Genomic DNA, 22,334 nt, shown 5'->3' on the forward strand with positions numbered 1-22,334 from the left:
CTGCTGTGGGATGGCTCAAACCCGTGCGAGGGGTGGACGGGGGAGGCGGGCGGAAAATGCGTCGCGCCGGGGCGGTCGAGCGGTCAGAGTGGTCACCGTCCGTGCATTCGGACGTCCGTACGTGCGACCGGGCCGGCGGGTGCGCCGCCGCGGTCGAACCAAGGGGAGGAGTCCGTACTCATGTCCACGCTGCGCGTCACCGCCGAGAAGCTGACCATCCTGGAGCACCCGAACGCCGATGCTCTGGAGCTCGCCCAGGTCGGTCTCTACCGGGCGGTGGTCGCGAGGGGTGCGTACCGGACCGGAGACTACGCCGTCTACATCCCCGAACAGTCCGTGCTCCCGGAGGAGTTGATCGCGGAGCTGGGACTGACCGGCAAGCTGGCCGGCGCCCAGGCGAACCGGGTGAAGGCGGTGCGGCTGCGCGGCGAGCTGTCCCAGGGCATCGTCTGCCGGCCCGCCGCGCTCGCTGGCACCGACCTGGTCGCCGCGGCCGAGTCCGGCGAGGACTTCGCCGAGCTGCTCGGTGTGGTCAAGTGGCAGCCTCCGGTTCCGACTTCGATGAGCGGAGACGTGATCAGCGCGCCCGACCTGCTGCCCTGGGTGGACATCGAGAACCTCAAGCGGTACCCGGACGTCTTCGAGCCCGGCGAGCCGGTGGTGCTGACCGAGAAGCTGCACGGCAGCTGCTGCCTGGTCACCTACGCCGCCGGGACGGGGGAGGTGCAGGTCTCGTCGAAGGGGATGGGCGCGCAGGGGCTGGCGCTGGTCGAGGACGAGCGCAACCTGTACTGGCGGGCGGTGCGCGCCTACGACATCCCGGCGGTGGCGGCCCGACTGGCGGAGCGGCTCGGCGCCGAGCGGGTCGGCATCTTCGGCGAGGTCTTCGGCGAGGGCGTGCAGGACCTGAGCTACGGCGCCTCGGCGCGCACCGACCGGCCCGGGTACGCGGCGTTCGACGTGTCGGCCGTGGTGGACGGGCAGCTGAACTGGCTGTCCGCATCCGAACTGCTCGACGGCGAGCTGCCGTTGGCGCCGGAGCTGTGGCGCGGGCCGTTCGACGCGGAGGTCGTGCTGGGGCACGCCCTGGGCAAGGAGAGCATGTCGGGGCGCGAACTCCACCTGCGCGAAGGGGTCGTGGTCCGTCCGGTCACCGAGCGCTGGAGTCCGGTGCTCGGCGGCCGGGCGATCGCCAAGGTGGTCAGCGACGCCTACCTGACCCGCAAGGGCGGCACCGAGTACGAGTAGGCCTGGAGGTTCGGCGGCCTGGCGGCCTGGAGGTTCGGCGGCCTGGAGGTTCGGCGGCTCGGGCGTTCCTTTCGGTGTTGACTGACCGTCAGTAGAGTCGGAACGGGTATCCCCGTGGAGAAGGAGTCGCCATGACCGCCGAAACCGTCATACCCGGACCGGCCGGCAATCCGCTGGTCGGATCGCTGTTCGACCTCACGCGCCGCCCGCTGCGCACCTACCTCGCGGCCCGGCGGGACTACGGGGACGTGGTGCGGATCCAAGCCGGCCCGCCCGGGCTGCGGGCCGACTTCTACGCGGTGTTCTCCCCGGAGGGCGCCCAGCAGGTGCTGGGTGGCGAGGCCGCCAACTTCCGCAAGGAGAACGCCTTCTACGACGAGCTGCGGATCAGCGTCGGCAACGGGTTGCTGACCAGCCAGGACGGCGACTACCAGCGCCAGCGCCGGCTGATCCAGCCGCTGTTCACCCGCCGCCGGGTGGACGGCTACGCGGGCGCGATCGCGCAGGAGGTGCAGTCGCTCACCGAACGCTGGCGGAAGGCGCCGGACGGCGTGGTGGACGCGGCGGACGAGATGTCGCGGTTCGCCCTGCGGACGGTCGCGCGAATCCTCTTCGGCGCCGACGTGGAGGAGGCCGTCGCCGTGGTGCAGCGCAGTTTCCCGGCGCTCGGCGAGTACGTCAAGGAGCGCGGATTCGCCCCGGTCCGGGTCCCGCGAAGCTGGCCGACTCCGGGCAACCGGCGCGGCCTGGAGGCCCAGCGCGCGCTGTACGGGATCTGCGACCGGATCATCGCGGAGCGCGCCGCGCGCGGGGGCGGCGACGAGGACGCGGACGACCTGCTCACGCTGCTCGGACGCGCCCGCGGTGAGGACGGCGAGCGCTTGGATCCGTCCGAACTGCGCGACCAGGTCCTGGTGTTCCTGCTTGCCGGGCATGAGACCACCGCCACCTCGCTGGCCTTCGCGCTGCACCTGCTGGGCAAGCACCCGGAACAGCGGAAGCTGGCCCGGGAGGAGGCGAGGACCGTCCTGGCGGGGCGGGCACCGACCGCGGCCGACCTGGAGGCGCTGCCGTACCTCACCCGGGTGCTGAAGGAGGCGATGCGGCTCTACCCGGCGGCGGCGCTGACCGGCAGGCGGGCGGTCGCGGAGACCGTCATCGACGGGTACGTCATCCCGGCGGGCGCGCAGGTGGTCGTCGCCCCGCTGGTCACCCACCGGCACCCCGACCACTGGGTGGATCCGGAGCGCTTCGACCCCGACCGCTTCCTGCCGGAGGAGGAGAAGGCCCGGCACCGGTACGCCTGGTTCCCGTTCGGCGGTGGGCCGCGGGCGTGCATCGGGCAGCACTTCTCGATGCTGGAGTCGGTGCTGACCCTCGGCGTGGTGCTCCGGGACTTCGACGTGGAGGCCGTGGACCGCCGAGTGGCACTCTCCCAGGGGATCACGCTGCGGGCGGCGAGCCCGATGCGGATCCGGGTCACTGCGGGCGTCTGACGGCGGGCGGACAGCAGCGGGCGGACGTGAGCGGGCGGACGTGAGCGGGCGGACGTCCGCGAACGGGTTTCGGCGAACAGATCACAGCCGACAGATTTCAGCGAACGGATGACAGATTTCAAACTCTGTCATCTGTTCGCTGTCTGCTGTCACAGCGGCCGCCGCCCGTGGCCCCGGCTCTTGCCCGTCGGCCGTCGGCCGACGCCCCCGGCTCTTGTCCGCCGCCCGGGCACACGACCGGGTCATTCGAACACACCACCCGCCACCCACGGGCAGCTTTTCAGATCTTCTGGTGGCTGTTTCCGGCCCCTCGATAGCGTCCCACGCACCCCAGGCCGAAAGCGCACATGCGGGTGGCATATGACGAGACCGCACCTCCTCGTCGGCCGCATGGAGTCCGCCCGGCCCGGGGAGCCCGGGCGCGCTGCGTACCGCCCCCGGGCCCGACCGGCCGATCGGAGGTCCCATGGGCACCCTCAACCACCTCAGCCTCGGTTGGCTGACGCCCGCCCTCTCGTATCTGATGGCCTGCGCCGGCGCCGCCCTCGGGCTGCGCTGCACCCTGCGCGGTCTGGCCGCGACCGGCTCCGTCCGGAGGAACTGGCTGGTGACGGCCGCCGCGGCGATCGGCTCCGGCATCTGGACCATGCACTTCGTCGCCATGTTCGGCTTCACCGTCGACGGCACCGAGCTGCGCTACGACGTCCCGCTGACCGTCCTCAGCCTGGCGGTCGCCGTGCTGGTCACCGGCCTCGGCCTGGCCGTGGTCTGCTACGGCCGGCACCGCGGCCTCTCGCTGCTGGGCGGCGGTGTCACCACCGGACTCGGCGTCGCCGCGATGCACTACCTGGGCATGGCGGCGGTGCGGATGCACGGCGGGCTGCGCTACGACGCCGGGGCGGTCGCGCTGTCCGTGCTGGTCGCGGTCGGCGCCGCCACCGCGGCGCTCTGGGCCGCCGTCACCATCCGCAACCTCTACGCGGCCGGTGCCGCCGCGCTGGCCATGGGGCTGGCCGTCAGCTGCATGCACTACACCGGGATGGCCGCCGTCCACGTCCGGCTGGAGCCGACCCGGACCGGGCTCGGCGGGGCCAGGCCGATGGAGTTCGTCTTCCCGCTCGCCGTCGGCCTGGGCTCGTTCCTCTTCCTCGCCTCGGCCTTCGTCGCGCTCTCCCCGACCGCCCAGGAGCGGGCCGCCCACCGACGGGCGGACCAACTGGCCCTCGAGGAGCTGGAGTTCCCCGCCGGGGTGGCCCGCCCCGGCCTGGATCCCCTTGGTCCCGGTCCCCTTGGTCCCGGTCCCCTTGGTCCCGGTCCCCTTGGTCCCGGTTCCCGCGAGCCCGGCTCGACCAACGTCGAGCGCCACGACGCGGAGCGCCCTGGAGCGGAGCACCGCGACCGCGCCGCCTGAGCTCCTTACGCCCGACCCCCAGCGCCCCGAAAGGCTCCTCATCCATGCGAGACGACCGCGGTACCGCTCCCGGTGCCCGCCGGGCTGCCCACGCCGGGCCGCCCGCCCGGGCGCCGCGCCCCGGCCCGCGGCTGCACGGGCTGCGCCCCCGGACCGTCCGCGCCAGGATCATCGCCCTGCTGATGGTCCCGGTCGTCTCGGTCATCGCCCTGTGGGCGTTCGCCACCGTCACCACCGCCCAGGGTGTCTGGGACCTGCTGCGCCAGCACGACACCCAGCGCACCGCGCTCACCCCGCTCGCCGCGGCGGTGGCCGGCCTGCAGGCCGAACGCACCGCCGCCGGACAGCTGTTGGCCGCCCCGCCGGCCGCCCCCACCGCCGCCCGGGAGAGCGCCCTGCGCGAGGCCGTCGCGGCCACCGACCGCGCGGTCACCCCGCTGTACCCCGACTCCCGCCACCCCGACCAGCGCTACAACCGTGCCGACGCCCAGGGACTCGGCGCCGACGCCGCCGCCCGCCTGGACGCCCTCGGCGCCGCCCTCGCCGCCCTGCCCGAGCTGCGCGGCCGGGTCCTGGCGCGCAGCGTCGGCTGGCCCGAGGCGTACGCCGCGTACGGTGAGGCGGTGGACCGGGCGCTCGCCGCGGTCGGCGCCGTCGCCCCGCCGCAAGGCCGCCCGGCCGTCGCGGACGCGCGCGCCCTGCTGGAGCTGGCCCGCTCCCGCGAGCTGCTGGCCCGGGAGGACGCACTGCTGCGCGCCGCCCAGCTCTCCGGCGCGCTCGGCGACGACCAGCTGCGCGAGTTCACCGGGACGGCCTTCGCCCGGCGGGAGTTCGAGCGGACTTCCGGCGTCGGCCTGCCCTCCGCGGACCGGGAGGCGCTGCTCGTGGTGACCGGCGGCCAGGACCACCGCGAGCTGGTCGGGTACGAGGAGCGGGTGCGTGCGGCCGCGGACGGTCGGACGGCCGCCGTGGCGGTGCCGGCGGACCGGTGGGCGATGGTGGCGGGGAGCGTCGAGAGCGGCCTGCGCACCGTCGAGGACCAGGCCGGGCGGATCGCGTCGGAACGCCAGAACCCTTACGCCATAGGTCTGTTCACCCCGGCTGGGGCGGCCGTGCTGCTCGGCGTGGTCGGTGTGCTGGCCTCGCTGCTGATCTCGGTACAGATCGGGCGCGGGCTGGTGACCGAGCTGATCGGCCTGCGGAACACCGCACTTGAGCTGGCCGGTCGCAAACTCCCCGCGACGATGCGGAGGTTGCGGGCGGGCGAGCAGGTCGACATCGACACCGAGGCGCCGCGGCAGACCGGACGCGGCGACGAGATCGGCCAGGTGCACCGCGCGCTCGGTGCCGTCCAGCGGGCGGCCGTCACCGCGGCGGTCGAGCGCGCCGAGGTGCTGTCGGGGGTGTCCGGGGTGTTCGTCAACCTCGCCCGCCGCAGCCAGGTCCTGGTGCACCGCCAACTCACCCTGCTGGACGCGATGGAGCGCCGCACCGAGGACCCGTCCGAGCTGGCCGACCTGTTCCGGCTCGACCACCTCACCACCCGGATGCGGCGCCACGCCGAGGGCCTGATCATCCTCTCCGGCGCCGCCCCCGGGCGGGCCTGGCGCCGACCTGTCCCGCTGGTGGACGTGGTGCGCGCGGCGGTCTCCGAGGTCGAGGAGTACGCCCGGGTCGAGGTGCACCCGCTGCCGCGCGTCGCCGTCGCCGGGCACGCCGTCGCCGACCTCACCCACCTGGTCGCCGAACTGGTGGAGAACGCCACCGGCTTCTCCCCGCCGCACACCCGGGTGCGCATCCGGGGCGAACGGGTCGGCACCGGCTACGCGTTGGAGATCGAGGACCGGGGCCTCGGCATGGGGACGCAGGCGCTGGCCGCCGCCAACCGCAGGATCGCGGCGGCCGAACAGACCGACCTCTTCGACAGTGACCGGCTCGGCCTGTTCGTGGTCAGCCGGCTCGCCCGGCGACAGGACGTCAAGGTCTCGCTGGTGACCTCCGCGTACGGCGGCACCACCGCCGTGGTCCTGCTGCCCACGGCGCTGCTCGGCGGCGGACCGGCGGACCGGTCGGTTGACGGACCGGTGGACGGGCCGGTTGACGGACCGGTGGACGGACCGGTTGACGGACCGGTGGACGGACCGGTGGACGGGCCGGTTGACGGACCGGTGGACGGGCCGGTTGACGGGTGGGGGCACGGCCGGGAGCAGGGGGCGGCGGACGGGCCGGCGGTCGCGTTGCGCCAACCGCGCTGGCCGGTAGCGGAGGTGGACGTCGACCCGGTGGAGGTCGGTGGGCCACCGGCGGGCGGGGGCCAACCTCAGGATGCGGGGAATTCAGGACTTCCGGCGGCGGGTGGGCCGTCGCCGGAGAGTGGGGCGTTGCTGCCGTTCGGCGTCCGGGGCAGCGACCCCGGGCCGGCGCGCCGCACCCCCTTCCGGGCCCCTGGTGCCCGGGTGGCGGACCCGGCTGCGGACGGGGGCCCGGGTGCCGCCTCCCGTCCGCAGTCCGGGTCGCCGCAGCCGTACCGCTCGTGGCCCGAGCCCGAGCCCGAGCCCGAGCCCGAGCCCGAGCCCGAGGCCGGGCCGGGGCCCGCGCCGGGTCCGGGGTCCGATCCGGGGCAGGCGCCGGGAGGTCGTCAACCCGCTCCGGAAACAGCGGAGTTGCCGCGGCGGACCCGGCAGGCGAGTCTCGCGCCGCAGCTGCGGGAGGCCCCGGTCGGATCGGACCCCGCCGGGCGCGGCGCCGCACGCCGCGCCCCGGGGAGCCGCACGGCCATGAGCCATGGGTCCGGCAGCCGAGACGGCGACGGCCGAAGCCCCGAGGCGGCGCGCGCGGCGATGGCGGCCTTCCAGAGCGGGTGGGCGCGCGGACTGCGTCCCGAGGACGGACGGTACGGCCGACCCGAGAGCCGATCCGCCGTCCGGCCGGTCGAACAGCCCGTCGAGCGGGCCGCCGGCCCGGCCGACCGCCCGCCGCCGCAGGGTCCGCGCGGTTCCCTATTCCCACCCCGACCCGAAGGAGAGCGTCCGTGATCGGCACCACCCACCGCGCAGGAGAGCTGAACTGGCTGCTGGACGAGCTGGTCCGGCGGGCCCCCGAGGTCCGCTTCGCCGTGGTGCTCTCCGCCGACGGCCTGGCCATGGGCAGCTCGGCCGGTCTGCCGCGCGAGGACGGCGAGCACCTGGCGGCCGTCGCCTCCGGTTTCCACAGCCTGGCGAAGGGTGCCGGCCGGCACTTCGGCGCCGGTGACGTCCGGCAGACCATGGTCGAGTTGGAGGGCGGGTACCTGCTGGTCGCGGCGGCCGGGGAGGGCACCTGCCTGGCCGTGTTCGCCACCGCCCGGGCGGACCTCGGGCTGATCGCCTACGAGATGGCCCGACTGGTCCGCCGAGTCGGGGAGCACCTGGGCGCGGCGCCGCGCGCGGTGGACGGCTGGTGACCCCGGTGCCCGACCCGCACGCCGGGACCCCGCATTCACGGAACCCGCTCGCCGCCGCCCACCGGGCCCGCTGGTACGACGACGAGGCCGGCCCGCTGGTCCGTCCGTACACCATGACCCGGGGCCGCACCGGGGCCGGTGAGCAGCAGCTCGACCTGATCGCCGTGGTCTTCTGCGACGAGTCCTGCTCGTCCGGCCCGTCCTGCTCGTCCGGCCCGCCCTCCTCGTCCGGCCCGTCCTCCCGGTCCTCCCCGTCCGGCCCGGCGGCGTTCGCCCGCGACGTGCCCGAGTCGCCGGTCGGCCCCGAACAGGAGCGGATCCTCGCGCTGTGCCGGGGCACGCCGCTGTCCGTGGCCGAACTCGCCGCCGACCTCGACCTGCCGGTGGGCGTCGTGCGGGTGCTGCTCGGCGATCTGCTGGCGGCCGGGCTCATCCGGGTCAGCCGCCCCGTCCCGCCCGCCCTGCTCCCCGACGAGCGCATCCTCCAGGAGGTCATCCATGGACTCCGCGCACTCTGACGACCTGTCCCGTCCCCCCGGATCCTCGGCGGCGGAGGATCCCGACGGCACCGTGCTCGCGCTCAAGATCCTGGTGGCGGGCGGCTTCGGGGTGGGCAAGACGACGCTGGTCGGCGCGGTCAGCGAGATCCGCCCGCTGCGCACCGAGGAGCGGCTGACCGAGGCCGGGCGCGGCGTGGACGACCTCGGCGGCGTGGAGCGCAAGGGCACCACCACGGTGGCGATGGACTTCGGGCGGATCACCATCCGCGAGGGCCTGGCGGTCTACCTGTTCGGGACGCCGGGCCAGGACCGGTTCTGGTTTCTCTGGGACGAGTTGGCCCAGGGCGCGCTCGGGGCCGTGGTGCTCGCCGACACCCGCCGTCTGACCGACTGCTTCCCGGCCGTCGACTTCTTCGAGCACCGGCGCATCCCGTTCGTCGTCGCAGTGAACCGTTTCGCCGGGAGCAGGGAGTTCGGCCCGGCGGACGTCGCCCGGGCCTTGGACCTGGACGCCGGAACGCCGGTGCTGCTCTGCGACGCGCGCCGCCGGTCGTCGGGCAAGGAGGTGCTGATCAACCTGGTCGAGCACGCGGGCCGGGTGCGCGCCGCCCGGCTGCTCGCGGACTCCGCGTCGCCGGAGGTGAACTCCCGGGCACTGCAGGGGCGATGACTATTTGTGTCTAATCGACTGCGCACGGTGAAGGTGGCGTCCTATCATGTGACCCGTGTCACACGCAGCTCGGCCGGGGCCGGGGCCGGTGGTCTGGCCCTGGCAGGCGTCAGGGGTGCCGATTTCCGGGGAGAGCGGCATGGTGGATTGCGGCGGTCGGCGGGCGGACGGCGGACCGGAGAAGGGCTTCGGCCCATTCGGGGCCGGCGGGAGATGCGGGAACGGCGGCGGTGGTGGCAGCGGTGGGCGCTGCGGCGGTGGCGGTCAAGCGGTCGACTTCAACCGGGTGTTCACCGCGCTGCTGCCCAGGCTCCAGCAGGCGGCCGTCGTGCTCACCGGCAGTCCGCTCGTCGCCGGGGACGTCGTCCACGACGCCTACCTGCGGATCGCCCGCCGGCCGGAGCGCTTCCTCGGCCATCCGCGGCCGTACGCCTACGCGTGCACCACGATGGTCAACCTGCTGCGCGACCAGTGGCGCCGGGAGCGCCGGAGGGTCCCGATGCCCGAGCTGCCGGAGACGGGCGAGACGGCCGCGCGGGACCGTGCGGTGTCCGCGCCGTGGTCGGACGGGACGGCCGAGCTGCAGGCGCGCTGGGAGGTGGCCCGCCTGCTGGCCTTCCTGACCGCCAAGCAGGCTCGGGCGGTGGCGTTGGTGGACCTCGACGGCTACACCGTCGACGAGGCGGCCGCACTCCTCGGGCTGCACCGCAGCACCCTGGCCGTCACCCGCCGCCGCGCCCACGGGCGACTGCGCGCCGTGCTCGAGCAGGAGCGTGAGCGCGGCTGTGGCTGACGGCCGCGCCGACGGACGTGGCTGACGGGCATGACGAGCCCGACTGGCAGGCCCGACCGACGGGCGTGGCTGACGGGCGTGGTCGGGGGCCGCGAGCCGGGGTCCCCCGAGCACGGTGAGCGGCGGCTCGACGCACCGTACTGACGACAAGTCAGCTGTTGCGCGGCTGCGGCCCGTACGCTGAAAATCGTGATCACGTACGAGGACCGCCGCCTGCGCGCCCTGGCCGCGGACGGCCGTTGGCACGAGCTGCTCGCCGCCTACCGGCAGGGTCGGGCGGCCGCCGTGGCCGAGGCGGGCGAGGAGGCCGCGGCGGCCCTGACCGCCCCGCTCGGCCACCTGATCGCCTACGCGGCGCCGCCCGAGCTGGCCGTCCGGCTGTTCGACCGGGACGGCGGTGAGGGGACGGTCGCCGGGGTGGCCGACCACGACGCCGGTCCGCTCTGGGAGGTGCTGGCGACCCGGCACTCCTGGCTGCGGCTCGCTCCCCTGCTCGGCCCGGCCCCGGTGCGCCGGCTGGTCGCGCACACCCGGGTGCTGCTCGGCGAGGACCTCTCGTACGGGGCCGAGCCCGACCCGGAGGGCGTGCCGCTGCGCCTGGAGCCGTGGGAGGCGGCGGGCTGGGAGGAGGCGGTGCGGGTGCGCGAGTACCTGCCCGGCGGCGGTGCGCGGAGCGCGCTGCTGACCCTGCCGGCCAGTCGGGAGGGCCTCGGCGAGGTGGAGTTGCCGGCCCCGGTGCGCCGGACGGACGGTCGGCCGGTGGGGCCGCGGGTCGCTCGGGCGCGGGCCGAGCTCGGCGCGCTGGCGCCGTGGGCGGAGGTGGCCTGCGTCCGCGGCCAGGCCCCGCTGGCGGCCGCGCTGCTGGCCCGCGGCCGGCGGGTGGTCGGCGGGTACCTGCCGTTCGCGCTCGCCTATCCGGCGCTGGTCCGGGCCGCCGCCGTGGGCCGGGCGCAGGGCTGCGCGCACGGGCGGCTGGGGCTGTGGCGGGCGCTGGCCGCGATGGCGGTGGCGAACGGGCCGGACCCTGGCGAGGTGAACGCGTTGGTGGCCAGGATGCGCTGCTTCACCTGGCAGGAGCCGGCGGCCGGGCTGCACCACCTGCACGTCGCGCTGGAGGACCCGGCGAGCGGGGTGGCCTGGGCGGTCAGCGGCTCGCAGGAACTGTGACCTGACGGGCGACGACGGCAGCGGTGGCTTCGGGAGCCGTTCGGGCCGCGGGCTGTTCGGGCCGCGGGCTGTTCGGAACAGGGGCCGTTCGGAACGGGGCCGTTCGGAACCGAGGCTGTTCGGGGCCAGGGCCGGGGCCGTTCGGAACGGAGGCTGTTCGGGCCGGGGCCTGGTCACGCCGGGTGCTGCGCGGTCCGGAGCCGCTCGGCCCGGGAGACGGAAGGCCCCCGGGTCGGCGCCGTTTCCGGGGGATGGGGGTGGCGCCGAACCGGGGGAGCGGGAGGGGTCGCGCGGTCGCTCAGGCGGCGGCGGGCGCGGTGCCCTGGGTGGGGACGCCGTCGGCCTCGGTCCCGGGCGCAGTCCCGGGTGCGGCCTCGGGCGCGGCGTCCGTCGCCGGGCTGCCGGCTCCCTGCCCGTGCCCGTCGACCAGCGTCAGTTCGTCGAAGGGCGCCTCGCCGGCCAGCACCCGGCGGGCGCGCTCGGCGTCGAGCTCGCCGGTCCAGCGCCCGATCAGGACGGTCGCGACGGCGTTGCCGGCGAAGTTGGTGAGCGCGCGGGCCTCCGACATGAAGCGGTCGATGCCGACGATGAGGCCGACCCCGTCCACCAGCGCGGGCTTGTGCGACTGCAGCCCGCCCGCGAGGGTGGCCAGACCGGCGCCGGTGACCCCGGCCGCGCCCTTGCTCGCGATCACCATGAACACCAGCAGCGAGAGCTGCTCGCCGATCGACATCGGCTTGTCCATCGCCTCGGAGATGAAGATCGACGCCATCGTCAGGTAGATGGCGGTGCCGTCGAGGTTGAAGCTGTAGCCGGTCGGCACGGTGATGCCGACGACCGGGCGGCTGACGCCGAGGTGCTCCATCTTGGCGATCAGGCGGGGCAGCGCGCTCTCGGAGGAGGAGGTCGAGAGGATCAGCAGGAACTCGCGGCCGAGGTACTTCAGCAGCGCGAACACGTTGATCCCGGCGACCAGGCGCAGCAGGGTGCCCAGCACCACGACGACGAACAGCGCGCAGGTCAGGTAGAAGCCGATCATGATGACCGCGAGGCTCTTCAGCGCGGCCGTGCCCGTGGCGCCCACCACGGCGGCCATGGCCCCGAAGGCGCCGATCGGCGCGACCCACATGATCATCGCCATGACCCGGAAGACCAGCCGCTGCACGTGCTCGACGCCGCGCAGCACCGGCGCACCGGCCGGGCCCATCGCCTGCAGGGCGAAGCCGGTGAGCAGGGCGACCAGCAGGGTCTGCAGCACCTTGCCCTGGGTGAGGGCCGAGAACATGGTGTCGGGGATCATCCCGAGCAGGAAGTCGGTGGTCGACTGGGCGCCGCCGGCCGCCGCCTGCGCGTGCCCGGCCTTGGCTAGCGCGGCCGTCAGGTGCAGGCCGCCGCCCGGCTCCAGGAGGTTGCCGACGACCAGGCCGATGGCCAGCGCGACGGTCGACATCACGAGGAAGTAGCCGAGGGCCAGGCCGCCGACCTTGCCGACCTTGGCGGCCTTGGTCACCGAGCCGATGCCCAGCACGATGGTGCAGAAGATCACCGGGCTGATCATCATCTTGATCAGGTTGACGAAGCCGGTGCCCACCGGCTTGAGCTCCACGGCGAAGCCGGGGGCGGCCAGCCCGACCACCACGCCCGCGATCACCGCGGCGATCACGGCGAGGTAGAGGTAGTGGGTCCGGTCCTTGCGTCTGGGTCCCCCCGCCGTCGCGGCTCCAGCGAACGACATCTGCGGCTCCTTTGCCCTGCAGTCCTGGCGGCCCCGGGTGGTGGGCCGATCCGACTATGGGTCGGGGAGTGACGGAGGTCACGTTTGCGTTCATAGAGTTCACGCTCGGCGCACCGGGGTCGGCCGTGCGGAGCGTGGTGCACACTGGCTGGCATGTCCGAGCGCACCGCCCCCACCTCCGCGCGCCGTGGGCTCCCGCTGTTCCGCCGTCCGTCCGGCCGCGTGTCCCGTCGGCCGCCCGGCCGCCCGTCCCGTCGTCTGGTGCGCAGTCTGGCCGGGCAGCTGTTCGTCGTCCAGGTGGTCATCGTCGCCGCGGTGGTCGCGGGCGGCGCGGTGCTCGCGTACCTCTTCACCGCCGACCGGAACGAGGACGGGGCCCGCCGCCAGGTCACCGCCGTCGCCCACGCCGTCGCCGACTCGCCGTCCGTGCGGACCGCCGTCGCCGGTCCGGACCCGACCGCGGTGCTCCAGCCGTACGTCGAGCAGGTGCGCCTGGACACCGGGGTCTCCTTCATCACCGTCATGGACACCGACGGGGTGCGATGGACCCACCCGCTGCCCGAGCAGATCGGCAAGCGCTACCTCGGGCACATCGACTGGGCGCTCGCCGGGCAGACCCGCAGCGAGACGTACACCGGCACGCTCGGCCCGTCCGTCCGGGTGGTCACGCCGGTGTACGACGACGGGCACCGGCTGGTCGCGCTGGTCAGCGTGGGCCGTACGGTCGAGTCGATCTCCGCCCAGCTGAGCGGCCCGCTGATGGCCCTGGTCGGGGTGGCGGTGGCCGCGCTCGCGCTCGGCGGCGCCGGCACCTACCTCGCCAACTCCCGGCTGCGGCGGCACACCCACGGCATGGGGCCGGAGGAGCTCAGCCACCTCTACGAGTACCACCAGGCGACGCTGCACTCCGTGCGCGAGGGGCTGGTCCTGCTGGACCGTTCGCACCGGGTCGTGCTCTGCAACGACGCCGCCCGCGAACTGCTCGGACTGGACGGGGACGTGGACGGCCGCCCGGTGACGGAACTGGGACTGCCCCGGGCGCTGGTCGCCTCCGTCCTGGGCGAGGAGCCGGCCCGGGACGAGGTGCACCTGACGGCCGAGCGGGTCGTGGTGCTCAACACCTCCACCATCGGCACCGGCCTCGGCCGGGTGGTCACCCTCCGGGACCACACCGAACTGCAGTCACTCAGCGGCGAGTTGGACTCCGTCCGGGGCTTCACCGAGGCGCTCGGCGCGCAGGCGCACGAGGCCGCCAACCGGCTGCACGCGGTCGTCTCGCTGATCGAACTCGGCCGCCACGAACAGGCGGTGGAGTTCGCTACCGCCGAACTCGAACTCGCCCAGCAGCTCACCGACCGGGTGGTCGCGGCGGTCAGCGAACCGGTGCTGGCCGCGCTTCTGCTCGGCAAGGCCGCCCAAGCCGCCGAGCGGGGAGTGGAGTTGACCCTCACCGAGGACAGCCGGATCGACGACGGACTGCTCCCGCCCGAGCTCCCCGCGCGGGACCTGATCACCGTGCTCGGCAACCTGATCGACAACGCCGTGGACGCGGCCATCGCGGGGGCCGCGCGGAGCGCCACCCCGCCGGAGGTCACCGTCACCGCGCGGATCGACGGTGACGGCGGTGGCGGTGGCGGTGGCGGTGGCGGTGACGGCGGCGGTGACGGCGCGTGCCTGCTGCTGCGGGTCGCCGACACCGGCGCCGGCATCGACCCCGCGGCCGTCGAGGACGTGTTCCGGCGCGGCTGGAGCACCAAGCAGGACGGCCGCGGGCACGGCCTCGGCCTGGCCCTGGTCGCCCAGGCGGCCCGGCGCAACGGCGGCACCGTCGAGGTCGGGCGGGACCGCGGAGCGGTGCTGACGGTCCGGCTGCCGCTGGCCGGCCGGGCGGGCGCGGCCGCCGGTGGGGTGGGGGAAGCGGTCGGTCGAGCGGCCGCGGCGGCCGGTGGGGCGGGCGGGCCGCAGGCGGCAGGCCGTGAGCAGCAAGGGGTGTCCGCGTGACCGGCCCGGCGGCGATCTCGGTCCTGGTCGTCGAGGACGATCCGGTGGCGGCCGCCGCGCACACCCTGTACGTCGAGCGCGAACCCGGTTTCCACGCCGCCGGCACCGTCCACAGCTGCGCCGACGCGCTGCGCTTCCTCGACCGGGCCCGCGCCGCCGGAACCCCCGTCGACCTCACCCTGCTGGACCTCTACCTGCCGGACGGCCACGGGCTGCAGCTGTGCCGCACGCTGCGCGCCGCGGGCCACAGCACCGACGTGATCGCGGTGACCTCGGCCCGCGATCTGGCGATGGTCCGGCAGGCGGTCTCGGCGGGCGTCGTGCAGTACCTGCTGAAGCCGTTCAGCGCCGCCGCCCTGCACGACCGCCTGGAACGCTACGCCCGCTACCGCGACAGCCTCGGGCGCACCGGCGAGGCGACCGGTCAGGACGAGGTCGACCAGGCCTTCGCGCTGCTCCGCACCCCCGAGCGCAGCACCCTGCCCAAGGGCCTGTACGCGCCCACCCTGGACACCGTCGCCTCGGTGCTGCGGGAGGCCGCGACCGGCCTTTCGGCGGCGGCCGCGGGTGCCGCCGCCGGGGTCTCGCGGATCACCGCGCGGCGCTACCTGGAGCACCTGGTGGACACCGGACGGGCGGTGCGGGAGCCGCAGTACGGGAACGTCGGCCGGCCGGAGCTCTGCTACCGGTGGAAGGCGAAGGGCTGACGGCCGGCGCCCGCCGGGGCGCGGCGGTCCTCGGCCCGTGGGCGCTCCGGGGGCGTCAAGTCCCGCTCCCGGTCGGGGCGAGGGGTGTCACGACCCGCTCCCGGTCGGGGCGAGGGGTGTCACGACCCGCTCCCGGTCGGGGCGAGGGGTGTCACGACCCGCTTCCGGCCGGGGCGAGGGGTGTCACGACCCGCTCCTGGTCGGAGTGAGCGGCTCCCGGTCGTCGCGACCCGCTGTCGGAACGTGGGCGGCCTCGGCCCGTGGGCGGTCCGGGGCGTGACCTCTCGGCGCGGTGCTCGTTGGAGAACCGGGGACGGTTCACCCGCTCGGGTGGTTCTGAGGGGCCCGCTGGGATTCCACCAGGTCAAGGGCAGTAAAGTTAGGCTTACCTAACTTCTTCTGGGGGTTTGTCGTGTCGCTCGCTGCCGTACCCGCCCAGGCCGCCTCCGGAGCCCCGGCCACCGGTGGCCCGGGTGCCCCCGGCGAGGCCATCCTGCGTCGCCAGCGCGTCCGCGAGTCCGCCGCCAGGACGTACGCCCGCTCCTTCCCGATCGTCCCCGTCCGCGCCAACGGCATGACCGTCGAGGGCGCCGACGGACGGCGCTACCTGGACTGCCTCTCCGGTGCCGGCACGCTCGCCCTCGGCCACAACCACCCCGTCGTACTGGAAGCCATCCGCGGCACCCTGGACAGCGGTGCCCCGCTGCACCTGCTCGACCTCGCCACCGCGGAGAAGGACGACTTCACCAGCGCCCTGTTCGAGAGCCTGCCCGCCGAGTTCGCCGACCGGGCCCGGGTGCACTTCTGCGGCCCGGCCGGGACGGACGCGGTCGAGGCGGCGCTCAAGCTCACCCAGACCGCCACCGGCCGCTCCGGCGCGCTCGCCTTCACCGGCGCCTACCACGGCATGACCGCCGGCGCCCTCGCGCTCACCGGCAACGTCGCCGTCAAGGAACCGCTGCCGAGCGGCGGCGAAGTCGTCCGGCTGCCGTACCCCTACGGCTACCGCTGCCCGTTCGGGGTCGGCGGCGAGGCGGGCGCCGACCTCGCCGCGACGTACGTCGAGCGGCTGCTGGACGACCCGTCGGGCGGGGTGCTGCCGCCCGCCGCGATGATCCTGGAGGCCGTCCAGGGCGAAGGCGGCGTCGTCCCCGCGCCGGACCGCTGGCTGCGCGAGATGCGCCGGATCACCGCCGAACGCGGCATCCCGCTGATCGTCGACGAGGTGCAGACCGGCGTCGGCCGCACCGGAGCGATGTGGGCCGTCGAGCACAGCGGCATCGTCCCGGACGCCATGGTGCTCTCCAAGGCCATCGGCGGCAGCCTGCCGCTCGCCGTCGTCGTCTACCGCGAGGACTACGACGGCTGGCGGCCCGGCGCCCACACCGGCACCTTCCGCGGCAACACCCTCGCCATGGCCGCCGGGGCCGCCACGCTCCGGTACGTCGCGGCGCACGGGCTGGCCGAACGGGCGGCCGTCGTCGGCGAGCGGATGGCGGCCCGGCTGCGGGCACTCGCGGCCGAGCTGCCGGTGATCGGCGACGTGCGCGGGCGGGGCCTGATGCTCGGCGTCGAACTGGTCGACCCGACGGCCGAGCCCGACGCCTGCGGGGCGCACCCGGCGGACCCGGCGCTCGCCGTGCGGGTCCGGGAGGCCTGCCTGGCGCGCGGACTGATCGTCGAACTCGGCGGGCGCCACGACGCGGTGCTGCGCCTGTTGCCGCCGCTCACCATCACCGACGAGCAGGTGACGGCCGTGCTGGAGCGGCTGGCGGAGGCGATCGCGTCGGCGTCGGCGTCGGCGTCGGCGTCGGCCTCGGCCTCGGCGTCGGCCTCGGCGTCGGCCTCGGCCGACAGGCCGGGCGCGGGACGGGGCGCGGGGCCGGGAGGCGGGGCCGGTGTCGCCTCGGGCGCCGCGTCGGGCAAGGCCGGCGCGGGGAGGGGCGCGCGGTGAGCGGGGACGGGCCCGGGCCGATCGGGCTGCCGGGCGGCGAGGTCGCGGCGGACGCCCTGGCCGGTGGCGCGGGCGGCCCCGGGGCGCTCGCGCCGCTGCTGGCCACCGTCCTGGACGCCCTGGACACCGGCATCGCCATGCGCTCCGGGCCGCTGCCGGCCGGCAGCCCCGCCGAGATCACCGCCCTGGTCGACGACGCCCTGGCCACCGCCGCCGGCCGGGACGCGCTCGCCCGGCTCACCGAACTCCTCGCCTACGGCGCCGCCGACCCCGCCGACCCGGCCTGCGCCGCCCACCTGCACTGCCCGCCGCTCGCCGTCGCCGCAGCGGCGGACCTCGCCGTCAGCGCCCTCAACCCCTCGCAGGACTCCTGGGACCAGGCCCCCGCCGCCACGGCGCTGGAGACCGCGCTGCTCGCCGAGATCGCCGAACTGGTCGGCTACGACCCGGCTCGCTCCGCCGGCGTCCTCACCTCAGGCGGCACCGAGTCCAACATCATGGGGCTCATGCTCGCGCGCGACCAGAAGCTCGACGGCATCGTGGAACTCGACGGAATCCCGGCGGGCGTCCGCCCGTGCATCATCGCCTCCGAAGCCGCGCACTTCTCCGTCCAGCGCGCCGCCGCCCTCCTCGGGCTCGGCGAACGGTCCGTCGTCCCCGTCCCGGTCGACCGCGGCCAGCGGATGCGGGAGGAGGCCCTGGAACAGGCGTTCGCCGAGGCCGGCTGGGCGGGCCGGACCCCGATCGCCGTGGTCGCCACCGCCGGCACCACCGACACCGGCGCCGTCGACCCGCTGCACGCCGCCGCCGACCTCGCCCGCCGCTACGGCGCCTGGCTGCACGTCGACGCCGCGTACGGCGGCGGGGCGCTGCTCTCCGACCGGCTCGCCCCGCTCCTCGACGGCATCGCCCGCGCCGACTCGGTCGCCCTCGACTGGCACAAGCTCGGCTGGCAGCCCGCCGCCGCCGGGGTCTTCCTGGTCCGCCGGGCCGAAACGTACGTCTCCCTGGCCCGCCGCGCCGAGTACCTCAACCCGGTCGACGACGAGCAGGCCGGCTACCCCAGCCTGCTCGGCCGCTCGCTGCGCACCACCCGTCGCGCCGACGCCTTCAAGCTCGCCGTCACCCTGCGCACCCTCGGCCGCGACGGCCTCGGCCGGCTCGTCGACACCTGCCACGACCTCGCCCACGCCGCCGCCGACGCCGTCCGCGCCGAACCCTCCCTCGAACTCCACGCCGACCCCGTCCTGACCACCGTCCTCTTCCGCTACCGGCCGCCGGGGGTGACGGACGGCGCCACGCTGGACGAGACGAACGGGCAGCTGCGACGGCTGCTGCTGCGCGGCGGCCGGGCCGTGGTCGGACGGACCGAACTCCCGGGGCGGGGCCCGGGGCGGGTCCGGCTGAAGCTGACGCTGCTGAACCCGCACGCGACGGCGGGCGAGGTGTCCACGCTGCTGCGGGAAGTGGTGCGGGCCGGCCGCAAGGTGGCGGGCGAGCGCGCCGGATAGCGGCCGGCCGGCGCGGTCCCCGGTGCGCTGATCCGGGCTTCCGGTGCCCGGCCGGTGCCTGCGGTGCCGAGCTGGTGCTTGCTGTGCCTGGCCGGTGCTTGCGGTGCGCGGCCCGTGTTTCCGGTGTTCGGTCGGTGTTTCCGGACTCCGGTCAGGGCGTCACACGGTTCGTGTGGCGCCCTTTCTGCTGCCTCCATATCAGGAGTCCTTTTTCCGGGCCGGTGTTGGAGGAAGGCACACTGGTGTGGGAGGCTCTCCGGAGATATCGGACCGCACCGCCGTTGATGTCCGTGGACATAGCGTTGTGAAGGTGTACAGGCCGTTTCCGGCCGCCCGGTGACCATATTCCGCCAACCCCCGGTCAGGGCTTGCGGAGATCCCGAAGCGCGGCGGTAACTTCATGTGGCCGCAGCCCCACCATGCGCACACGGCATCCCCGGGGTAGGCCGCCTGATCAGGCACATGTCGCCCAGGCGCGGTGATCACCCCCGGACATCCGGGTGAACTCCGCCTACCCGTCGTGCATTTCTGTGAACCCCGGTGAATCCCCTGTGAACACCGTCCTGTGACCATGCTGCGAAGCGGAGGCAAGGCATGCGCGAAACCGTTCCGGACGACGAGCCGATAACCACCCCGGCGGGCCGGTACGAGGCACTCCCGTACTCCCGCCGGTGCCGGGAGATCTGGCAGCGGGGCGAGCACCTGCTGATCGGCGTGAGCCCCGGCAACAGCTATTTCAGTCACCGCAGGATCGCCGAACTCGTCGGGTGGGGGCTCGAGTTCTTCGGACGCATCGACGTCGTGTACGCCGACCTCCACGTCGCGACCCAGTTCGAGACCTTCGGCTACACCCCCGAGCACGCGCAGCGGCGGGCCGCCAAGGAGGTCAAGGCCACCGCCCGCCGGATCGAGCGGGGCGTCGAGGAATCCGGCCGCTGCGACGCCGTCGGGGTGCACGCCCTCTCCGACTTCACCGCCGACGACGCCTACCGGCGACTGCACCGGCAGGCCGTCGACGGCCTGCGGACCGACCCGGTGTACCGGGCCGCCGCGGAAGCCATGGCGCGCGGCTTCCTGGCCGCCCGGATGGGCGAGGGCCTGGCCCCGAACGAGCCCCAACTCGCCGCCGGACTGCGCTACATCACCGCCGAGCTGCCGTTCTTCCTGGACACCCCGGCGCTGCTCGGCGTGGCGTCCTCGGTCAGCTGCTACCACCTGCAACTGCCGCTCACGCCCGTGCTGTTCGGGCGGGAGGAGGGGACGCGGGCGGCGGCGGGCCAGGCCTACGCGGTGGTGCGGCCGGCGGGCGTGCCCTCGGTGCCGGACGGGCTGCCGCCGGCGGCGGCCGAGCTGCCGCCGGTGCCGGCGGACCTGCCGCCGCTGTCGGGCGCCGTCGGCGCCGCGGTCTCCGAGCCCGTCGGGGTCGGTCCCGCCGCACCCGAGCCCGTCGGGGTCGGTCCCGGACGGGCCGCATAGCCGATTCCCCTCACCATCCGCGCGTTTCCCGCCATTTCACGCAAGGAGCCCACCATGACGGAACTGCTGACGACCGAACTCACCTTCCCGTTCTCCCGGCGGGGCGACGTGCTCCCCGAGGAGGCCGACCGGCTGCGCGAGCGGCAACCGATCGCCCGGGTCCGCACCATGACCGGGGACCCGGCCTGGCTGGTCAGCAACTACCGGCTCGCCAAGCAGGTGCTGGAGGACGAGCGGTTCAGCCTCAAGGACACCGCCAACCCCGGCGTGCCGCGCCAGTACGCGCTGACCATCCCGCCGGAGGTGGTCGACAACATGGGCAACATCAACAGCGCGGGGCTGCGCAACGCCGTCATGAAGACGCTCACCCCGCGCGCCGACAAGGAACTCGACGGGTGGCTGCAGGCCGAAGCCCACCGGCTGATCGACGACCTGGAGGCGCAGGGCGCGCCGGGTGAACTGCGCGACGGCTTCACCGAGCCCTACTCGGCCGCGCTCCACTGCCGACTGCTCGGCATCCCGGCCGACGACTGGCGACGGCTGATGTCCGGCATCGACGTGGCCTTCCTGACCAGCCCGGTGCCCTTCGCGGGATCGACGCCCAACTGGTATAAGGACCTCGGCTACATGCTGGGGAAGCTCAACGCCGATCCGGAGCCGGTGGACGGGCTGCTCGGGCGGTTCGCCGCACTTCGCCGTTCCCCGGACGTCTCGGACCGGGTGAGCGACGACCTGCTCGCCACCGTCGCCCTGTCGCTGTTCGGCGCGGGCGCCGTCTCCACCTCGGCGTTCCTGCTGAACGCCATCGTCTACCTGTGCGAGCAGCCCGAACTCGCCGAGCGGCTGCGGCGGGAGCCCGCGCTGATCGGCCGCGCGGTGGACGAGCTGCTGCGGGTCAACCTGTCGATCGGCGACGCGCTGCCCCGGCTGGCGCTCGCGGACGTCCAGGTGGGTGATGCCCTGGTGCGGGAGGGCGAGTTGGTGCTCGTCCTGATCGAGGGTGCCAACTACGACCCCGCGGTCTTCCCGCACCCGGAGCGGATCGACTTCGACCGGCCGGAGAACCCGCACCTCGCCTTCGGGGCCGGCCGCCACTTCTGCCCGGCCTCGGCGCTCGGCCGGACGCACGCCGAGATCGCCGTCACCGCGCTGGTCGAGCGGTTGCCGGAGCTCCGGCTCGCCCTGCCCGTCGAGCAGTTGGCGTGGCGGCCGGGGTTCATCAAGCGCATGCCGGAGCGGCTGCCGGTGGTGTGGTGACGCCGTGGCGACGTGGTGAGGCGAGGTGAGGTGAGAGGCGCCCCGGTTCTGCCCGGCACGGAGCCCCGGGCGGCGTGCCCGGGTCAGGCGCCCAGGAGGACCTTGCGGGTCAGCTCCCAGGTGTCCGGGTCGGCCGCGACCAGGAGGCCGTCCACGCAGCCGGGGGCCTCGGGGCGGTAGGGGGTGCCGTCCAGCCGCGCGGACACGCCACCGGCCTCGGTGACCAGCAGGGAGCCGGGGGCGTGGTCCCACGGGAGAGTGCGCCAGTAGAGCAGGAAGTCGAAGCGGCCCTCGATGACGTCGGGGTACTCGATCCCGGCGGCGTGCCGGCCGGGGGAGACGTCGCCGAACGCCGAGCAGTTGGCTTCCAGGTGGCGGCGGTGGTCCGGGTCCAGGAAGCGGCTCTTCACCGAGCCGCGCAGCTCGGCCGGGTCCTGCGGCGCCGGGGGGCGGGTGAGCCGCTCGTCGTCGCGCCAGGCGCCGGAGCCCAGTTCGGCGCGGTAGGCGGTGGCGGTCGCGGGCTGCCAGATCCAGGCGGCGACCGTCCGGCCGCCGCGGACCAGGGAGCACATCACGGCGTACTCGGGACGGCCGGCGATGAAGTTGGCCGTCCCGTCGACCGGGTCGACCAGCCAGGCGGCGGGCTCGTCGTGGAGGGCCAGGGCCAGCGCGGGGTCGGCGGCGACGGCCTCCTCACCGACCACGGGGACGGGCAGCAGCTCGTGCAGGCGGCGGGCGATGATGGCTTCGGCCTCGCGGTCGGCGACCGTCACGACCTCGCCGGGCGCCTTCTCCATCACCTCGCCGGCGGCCAGCGCCCGGAAACGCGGCTCCACCGCCTCGGCCGATGCCTCGGCGAGTATCGCGGCCACCTTGTCCATCAGCACGTTTGCGCTCCCTTCGCTGTGTACCACTCTCCCACGAGTGCGCACGAGGGGCTGCGGGGGAAGGGGGTGCGGACAGCGG

General features: G+C 74.9%; 17 protein-coding genes. 15 read left to right on the forward strand and 2 right to left on the reverse strand.

Features of this window, described 5'->3' with window-relative positions:
• The first annotated feature begins 180 nt into the window (after window positions 1-180).
• From ACZ6Y7_RS09560 to ACZ6Y7_RS09600, 9 genes are all read left to right on the forward strand, one after another.
• A complete protein-coding gene (locus ACZ6Y7_RS09560) occupies window positions 181-1,248 on the forward strand; it encodes an RNA ligase (ATP) (protein WP_465757285.1) in 1,068 nt (355 codons plus the stop codon).
• 131 nt (window positions 1,249-1,379) lie between these two features.
• Window positions 1,380-2,744, forward strand: coding sequence for a cytochrome P450 (locus ACZ6Y7_RS09565; protein ID WP_465757286.1), 1,365 nt, complete (start codon window positions 1,380-1,382; stop codon window positions 2,742-2,744).
• A 466-nt stretch (window positions 2,745-3,210) separates the two neighbouring features.
• On the forward strand, window positions 3,211-4,155 hold the full coding sequence (locus tag ACZ6Y7_RS09570) for an MHYT domain-containing protein (RefSeq protein ID WP_465757287.1): 945 nt from the start codon (window positions 3,211-3,213) through the stop codon (window positions 4,153-4,155).
• A 44-nt stretch (window positions 4,156-4,199) separates the two neighbouring features.
• Entirely contained in the window at window positions 4,200-7,190 is a 2,991-nt protein-coding gene (locus ACZ6Y7_RS09575) for a sensor histidine kinase (RefSeq protein WP_465757288.1), read from the forward strand.
• Window positions 7,187-7,597: a roadblock/LC7 domain-containing protein gene (locus tag ACZ6Y7_RS09580; protein WP_465757289.1), complete on the forward strand. Its 411-nt coding sequence runs from the start codon at window positions 7,187-7,189 to the stop codon at window positions 7,595-7,597. The genes ACZ6Y7_RS09575 and ACZ6Y7_RS09580 overlap by 4 nt, the downstream gene beginning before the upstream one ends.
• Window positions 7,598-7,710: 113 nt before the next feature.
• Window positions 7,711-8,115, forward strand: a complete 405-nt coding sequence (locus ACZ6Y7_RS09585) for a DUF742 domain-containing protein (protein WP_465757505.1) — start codon at window positions 7,711-7,713, stop codon at window positions 8,113-8,115.
• Complete coding sequence (locus ACZ6Y7_RS09590; RefSeq protein ID WP_465757290.1) at window positions 8,096-8,767, forward strand: GTP-binding protein; 672 nt, start codon at window positions 8,096-8,098, stop codon at window positions 8,765-8,767. The genes ACZ6Y7_RS09585 and ACZ6Y7_RS09590 overlap by 20 nt, the downstream gene beginning before the upstream one ends.
• A 286-nt stretch (window positions 8,768-9,053) precedes the next feature.
• Entirely contained in the window at window positions 9,054-9,560 is a 507-nt protein-coding gene (locus ACZ6Y7_RS09595; protein ID WP_465757291.1) for an RNA polymerase sigma factor, read from the forward strand.
• 189 nt (window positions 9,561-9,749) lie between these two features.
• Window positions 9,750-10,727 carry a hypothetical protein gene (locus ACZ6Y7_RS09600; RefSeq protein ID WP_465757292.1) on the forward strand — a complete coding sequence of 326 codons (978 nt, stop codon included), beginning with the start codon at window positions 9,750-9,752 and terminating at the stop codon, window positions 10,725-10,727.
• Window positions 10,728-11,025: 298 nt separating this feature from the next.
• On the opposite strand, the gene ACZ6Y7_RS09605 is transcribed toward ACZ6Y7_RS09600, so the two are convergent.
• On the reverse strand, window positions 11,026-12,462 hold the full coding sequence (locus ACZ6Y7_RS09605) for a cation:dicarboxylate symporter family transporter (protein WP_465757293.1): 1,437 nt from the start codon (window positions 12,460-12,462) through the stop codon (window positions 11,026-11,028).
• Window positions 12,463-12,615: 153 nt separating this feature from the next.
• Here ACZ6Y7_RS09605 and ACZ6Y7_RS09610 point away from each other — a divergent pair, with 153 nt between their 5' ends.
• The 6 genes from ACZ6Y7_RS09610 to ACZ6Y7_RS09635 all read left to right on the forward strand — a co-directional run bounded on the left by ACZ6Y7_RS09610 (window position 12,616) and on the right by ACZ6Y7_RS09635 (window position 21,368).
• Window positions 12,616-14,463, forward strand: a complete 1,848-nt coding sequence (locus ACZ6Y7_RS09610; RefSeq protein ID WP_465757294.1) for a sensor histidine kinase — start codon at window positions 12,616-12,618, stop codon at window positions 14,461-14,463.
• On the forward strand, window positions 14,460-15,170 hold the full coding sequence (locus ACZ6Y7_RS09615) for a response regulator (RefSeq protein ID WP_465757295.1): 711 nt from the start codon (window positions 14,460-14,462) through the stop codon (window positions 15,168-15,170). Before ACZ6Y7_RS09610 ends, ACZ6Y7_RS09615 begins: the two co-directional genes overlap by 4 nt.
• A gap of 412 nt (window positions 15,171-15,582) precedes the next feature.
• The gene (locus ACZ6Y7_RS09620) at window positions 15,583-17,124 is read left to right on the forward strand and encodes a diaminobutyrate--2-oxoglutarate transaminase (RefSeq protein ID WP_465757296.1); all 1,542 of its coding nucleotides are present in this window, start codon (window positions 15,583-15,585) and stop codon (window positions 17,122-17,124) included.
• Window positions 17,121-18,635, forward strand: a complete 1,515-nt coding sequence (locus tag ACZ6Y7_RS09625; protein WP_465757297.1) for a pyridoxal phosphate-dependent decarboxylase family protein — start codon at window positions 17,121-17,123, stop codon at window positions 18,633-18,635. Before ACZ6Y7_RS09620 ends, ACZ6Y7_RS09625 begins: the two co-directional genes overlap by 4 nt.
• Window positions 18,636-19,229: 594 nt before the next feature.
• A complete protein-coding gene (locus ACZ6Y7_RS09630) occupies window positions 19,230-20,111 on the forward strand; it encodes a tRNA-dependent cyclodipeptide synthase (RefSeq protein ID WP_465757298.1) in 882 nt (293 codons plus the stop codon).
• Window positions 20,112-20,165: 54 nt separating this feature from the next.
• Window positions 20,166-21,368 (forward strand): cytochrome P450, encoded by a 1,203-nt coding sequence (locus tag ACZ6Y7_RS09635; RefSeq protein WP_465757299.1) that lies wholly within the window; start codon window positions 20,166-20,168, stop codon window positions 21,366-21,368.
• A gap of 83 nt (window positions 21,369-21,451) precedes the next feature.
• Here ACZ6Y7_RS09635 and ACZ6Y7_RS09640 read toward each other — a convergent pair whose 3' ends face one another.
• Complete coding sequence (locus ACZ6Y7_RS09640; RefSeq protein ID WP_465757506.1) at window positions 21,452-22,249, reverse strand: inositol monophosphatase family protein; 798 nt, start codon at window positions 22,247-22,249, stop codon at window positions 21,452-21,454.
• Window positions 22,250-22,334 lie beyond the last annotated feature (85 nt).

This window comes from Kitasatospora sp. NPDC053308 (assembly GCF_055585785.1).

What these genes read in the sequence shown, in the direction of transcription:
- ACZ6Y7_RS09560 (WP_465757285.1), top strand. Translation starts at nt 181, where the DNA reads ATGTCCACGCTGCGCGTCACCGCCGAGAAGCTGACCATCCTGGAGCAC.
- ACZ6Y7_RS09565 (WP_465757286.1), top strand. Translation starts at nt 1,380, where the DNA reads ATGACCGCCGAAACCGTCATACCCGGACCGGCCGGCAATCCGCTGGTC.
- ACZ6Y7_RS09570 (WP_465757287.1), top strand. Translation starts at nt 3,211, where the DNA reads ATGGGCACCCTCAACCACCTCAGCCTCGGTTGGCTGACGCCCGCCCTC.
- ACZ6Y7_RS09575 (WP_465757288.1), top strand. Translation starts at nt 4,200, where the DNA reads ATGCGAGACGACCGCGGTACCGCTCCCGGTGCCCGCCGGGCTGCCCAC.
- ACZ6Y7_RS09585 (WP_465757505.1), top strand. Translation starts at nt 7,711, where the DNA reads ATGACCCGGGGCCGCACCGGGGCCGGTGAGCAGCAGCTCGACCTGATC.
- ACZ6Y7_RS09590 (WP_465757290.1), top strand. Translation starts at nt 8,096, where the DNA reads ATGGACTCCGCGCACTCTGACGACCTGTCCCGTCCCCCCGGATCCTCG.
- ACZ6Y7_RS09605 (WP_465757293.1), bottom strand. Translation starts at nt 12,462, where the DNA reads ATGTCGTTCGCTGGAGCCGCGACGGCGGGGGGACCCAGACGCAAGGAC.
- ACZ6Y7_RS09610 (WP_465757294.1), top strand. Translation starts at nt 12,616, where the DNA reads ATGTCCGAGCGCACCGCCCCCACCTCCGCGCGCCGTGGGCTCCCGCTG.
- ACZ6Y7_RS09630 (WP_465757298.1), top strand. Translation starts at nt 19,230, where the DNA reads ATGCGCGAAACCGTTCCGGACGACGAGCCGATAACCACCCCGGCGGGC.
- ACZ6Y7_RS09635 (WP_465757299.1), top strand. Translation starts at nt 20,166, where the DNA reads ATGACGGAACTGCTGACGACCGAACTCACCTTCCCGTTCTCCCGGCGG.
- ACZ6Y7_RS09640 (WP_465757506.1), bottom strand. Translation starts at nt 22,249, where the DNA reads ATGGACAAGGTGGCCGCGATACTCGCCGAGGCATCGGCCGAGGCGGTG.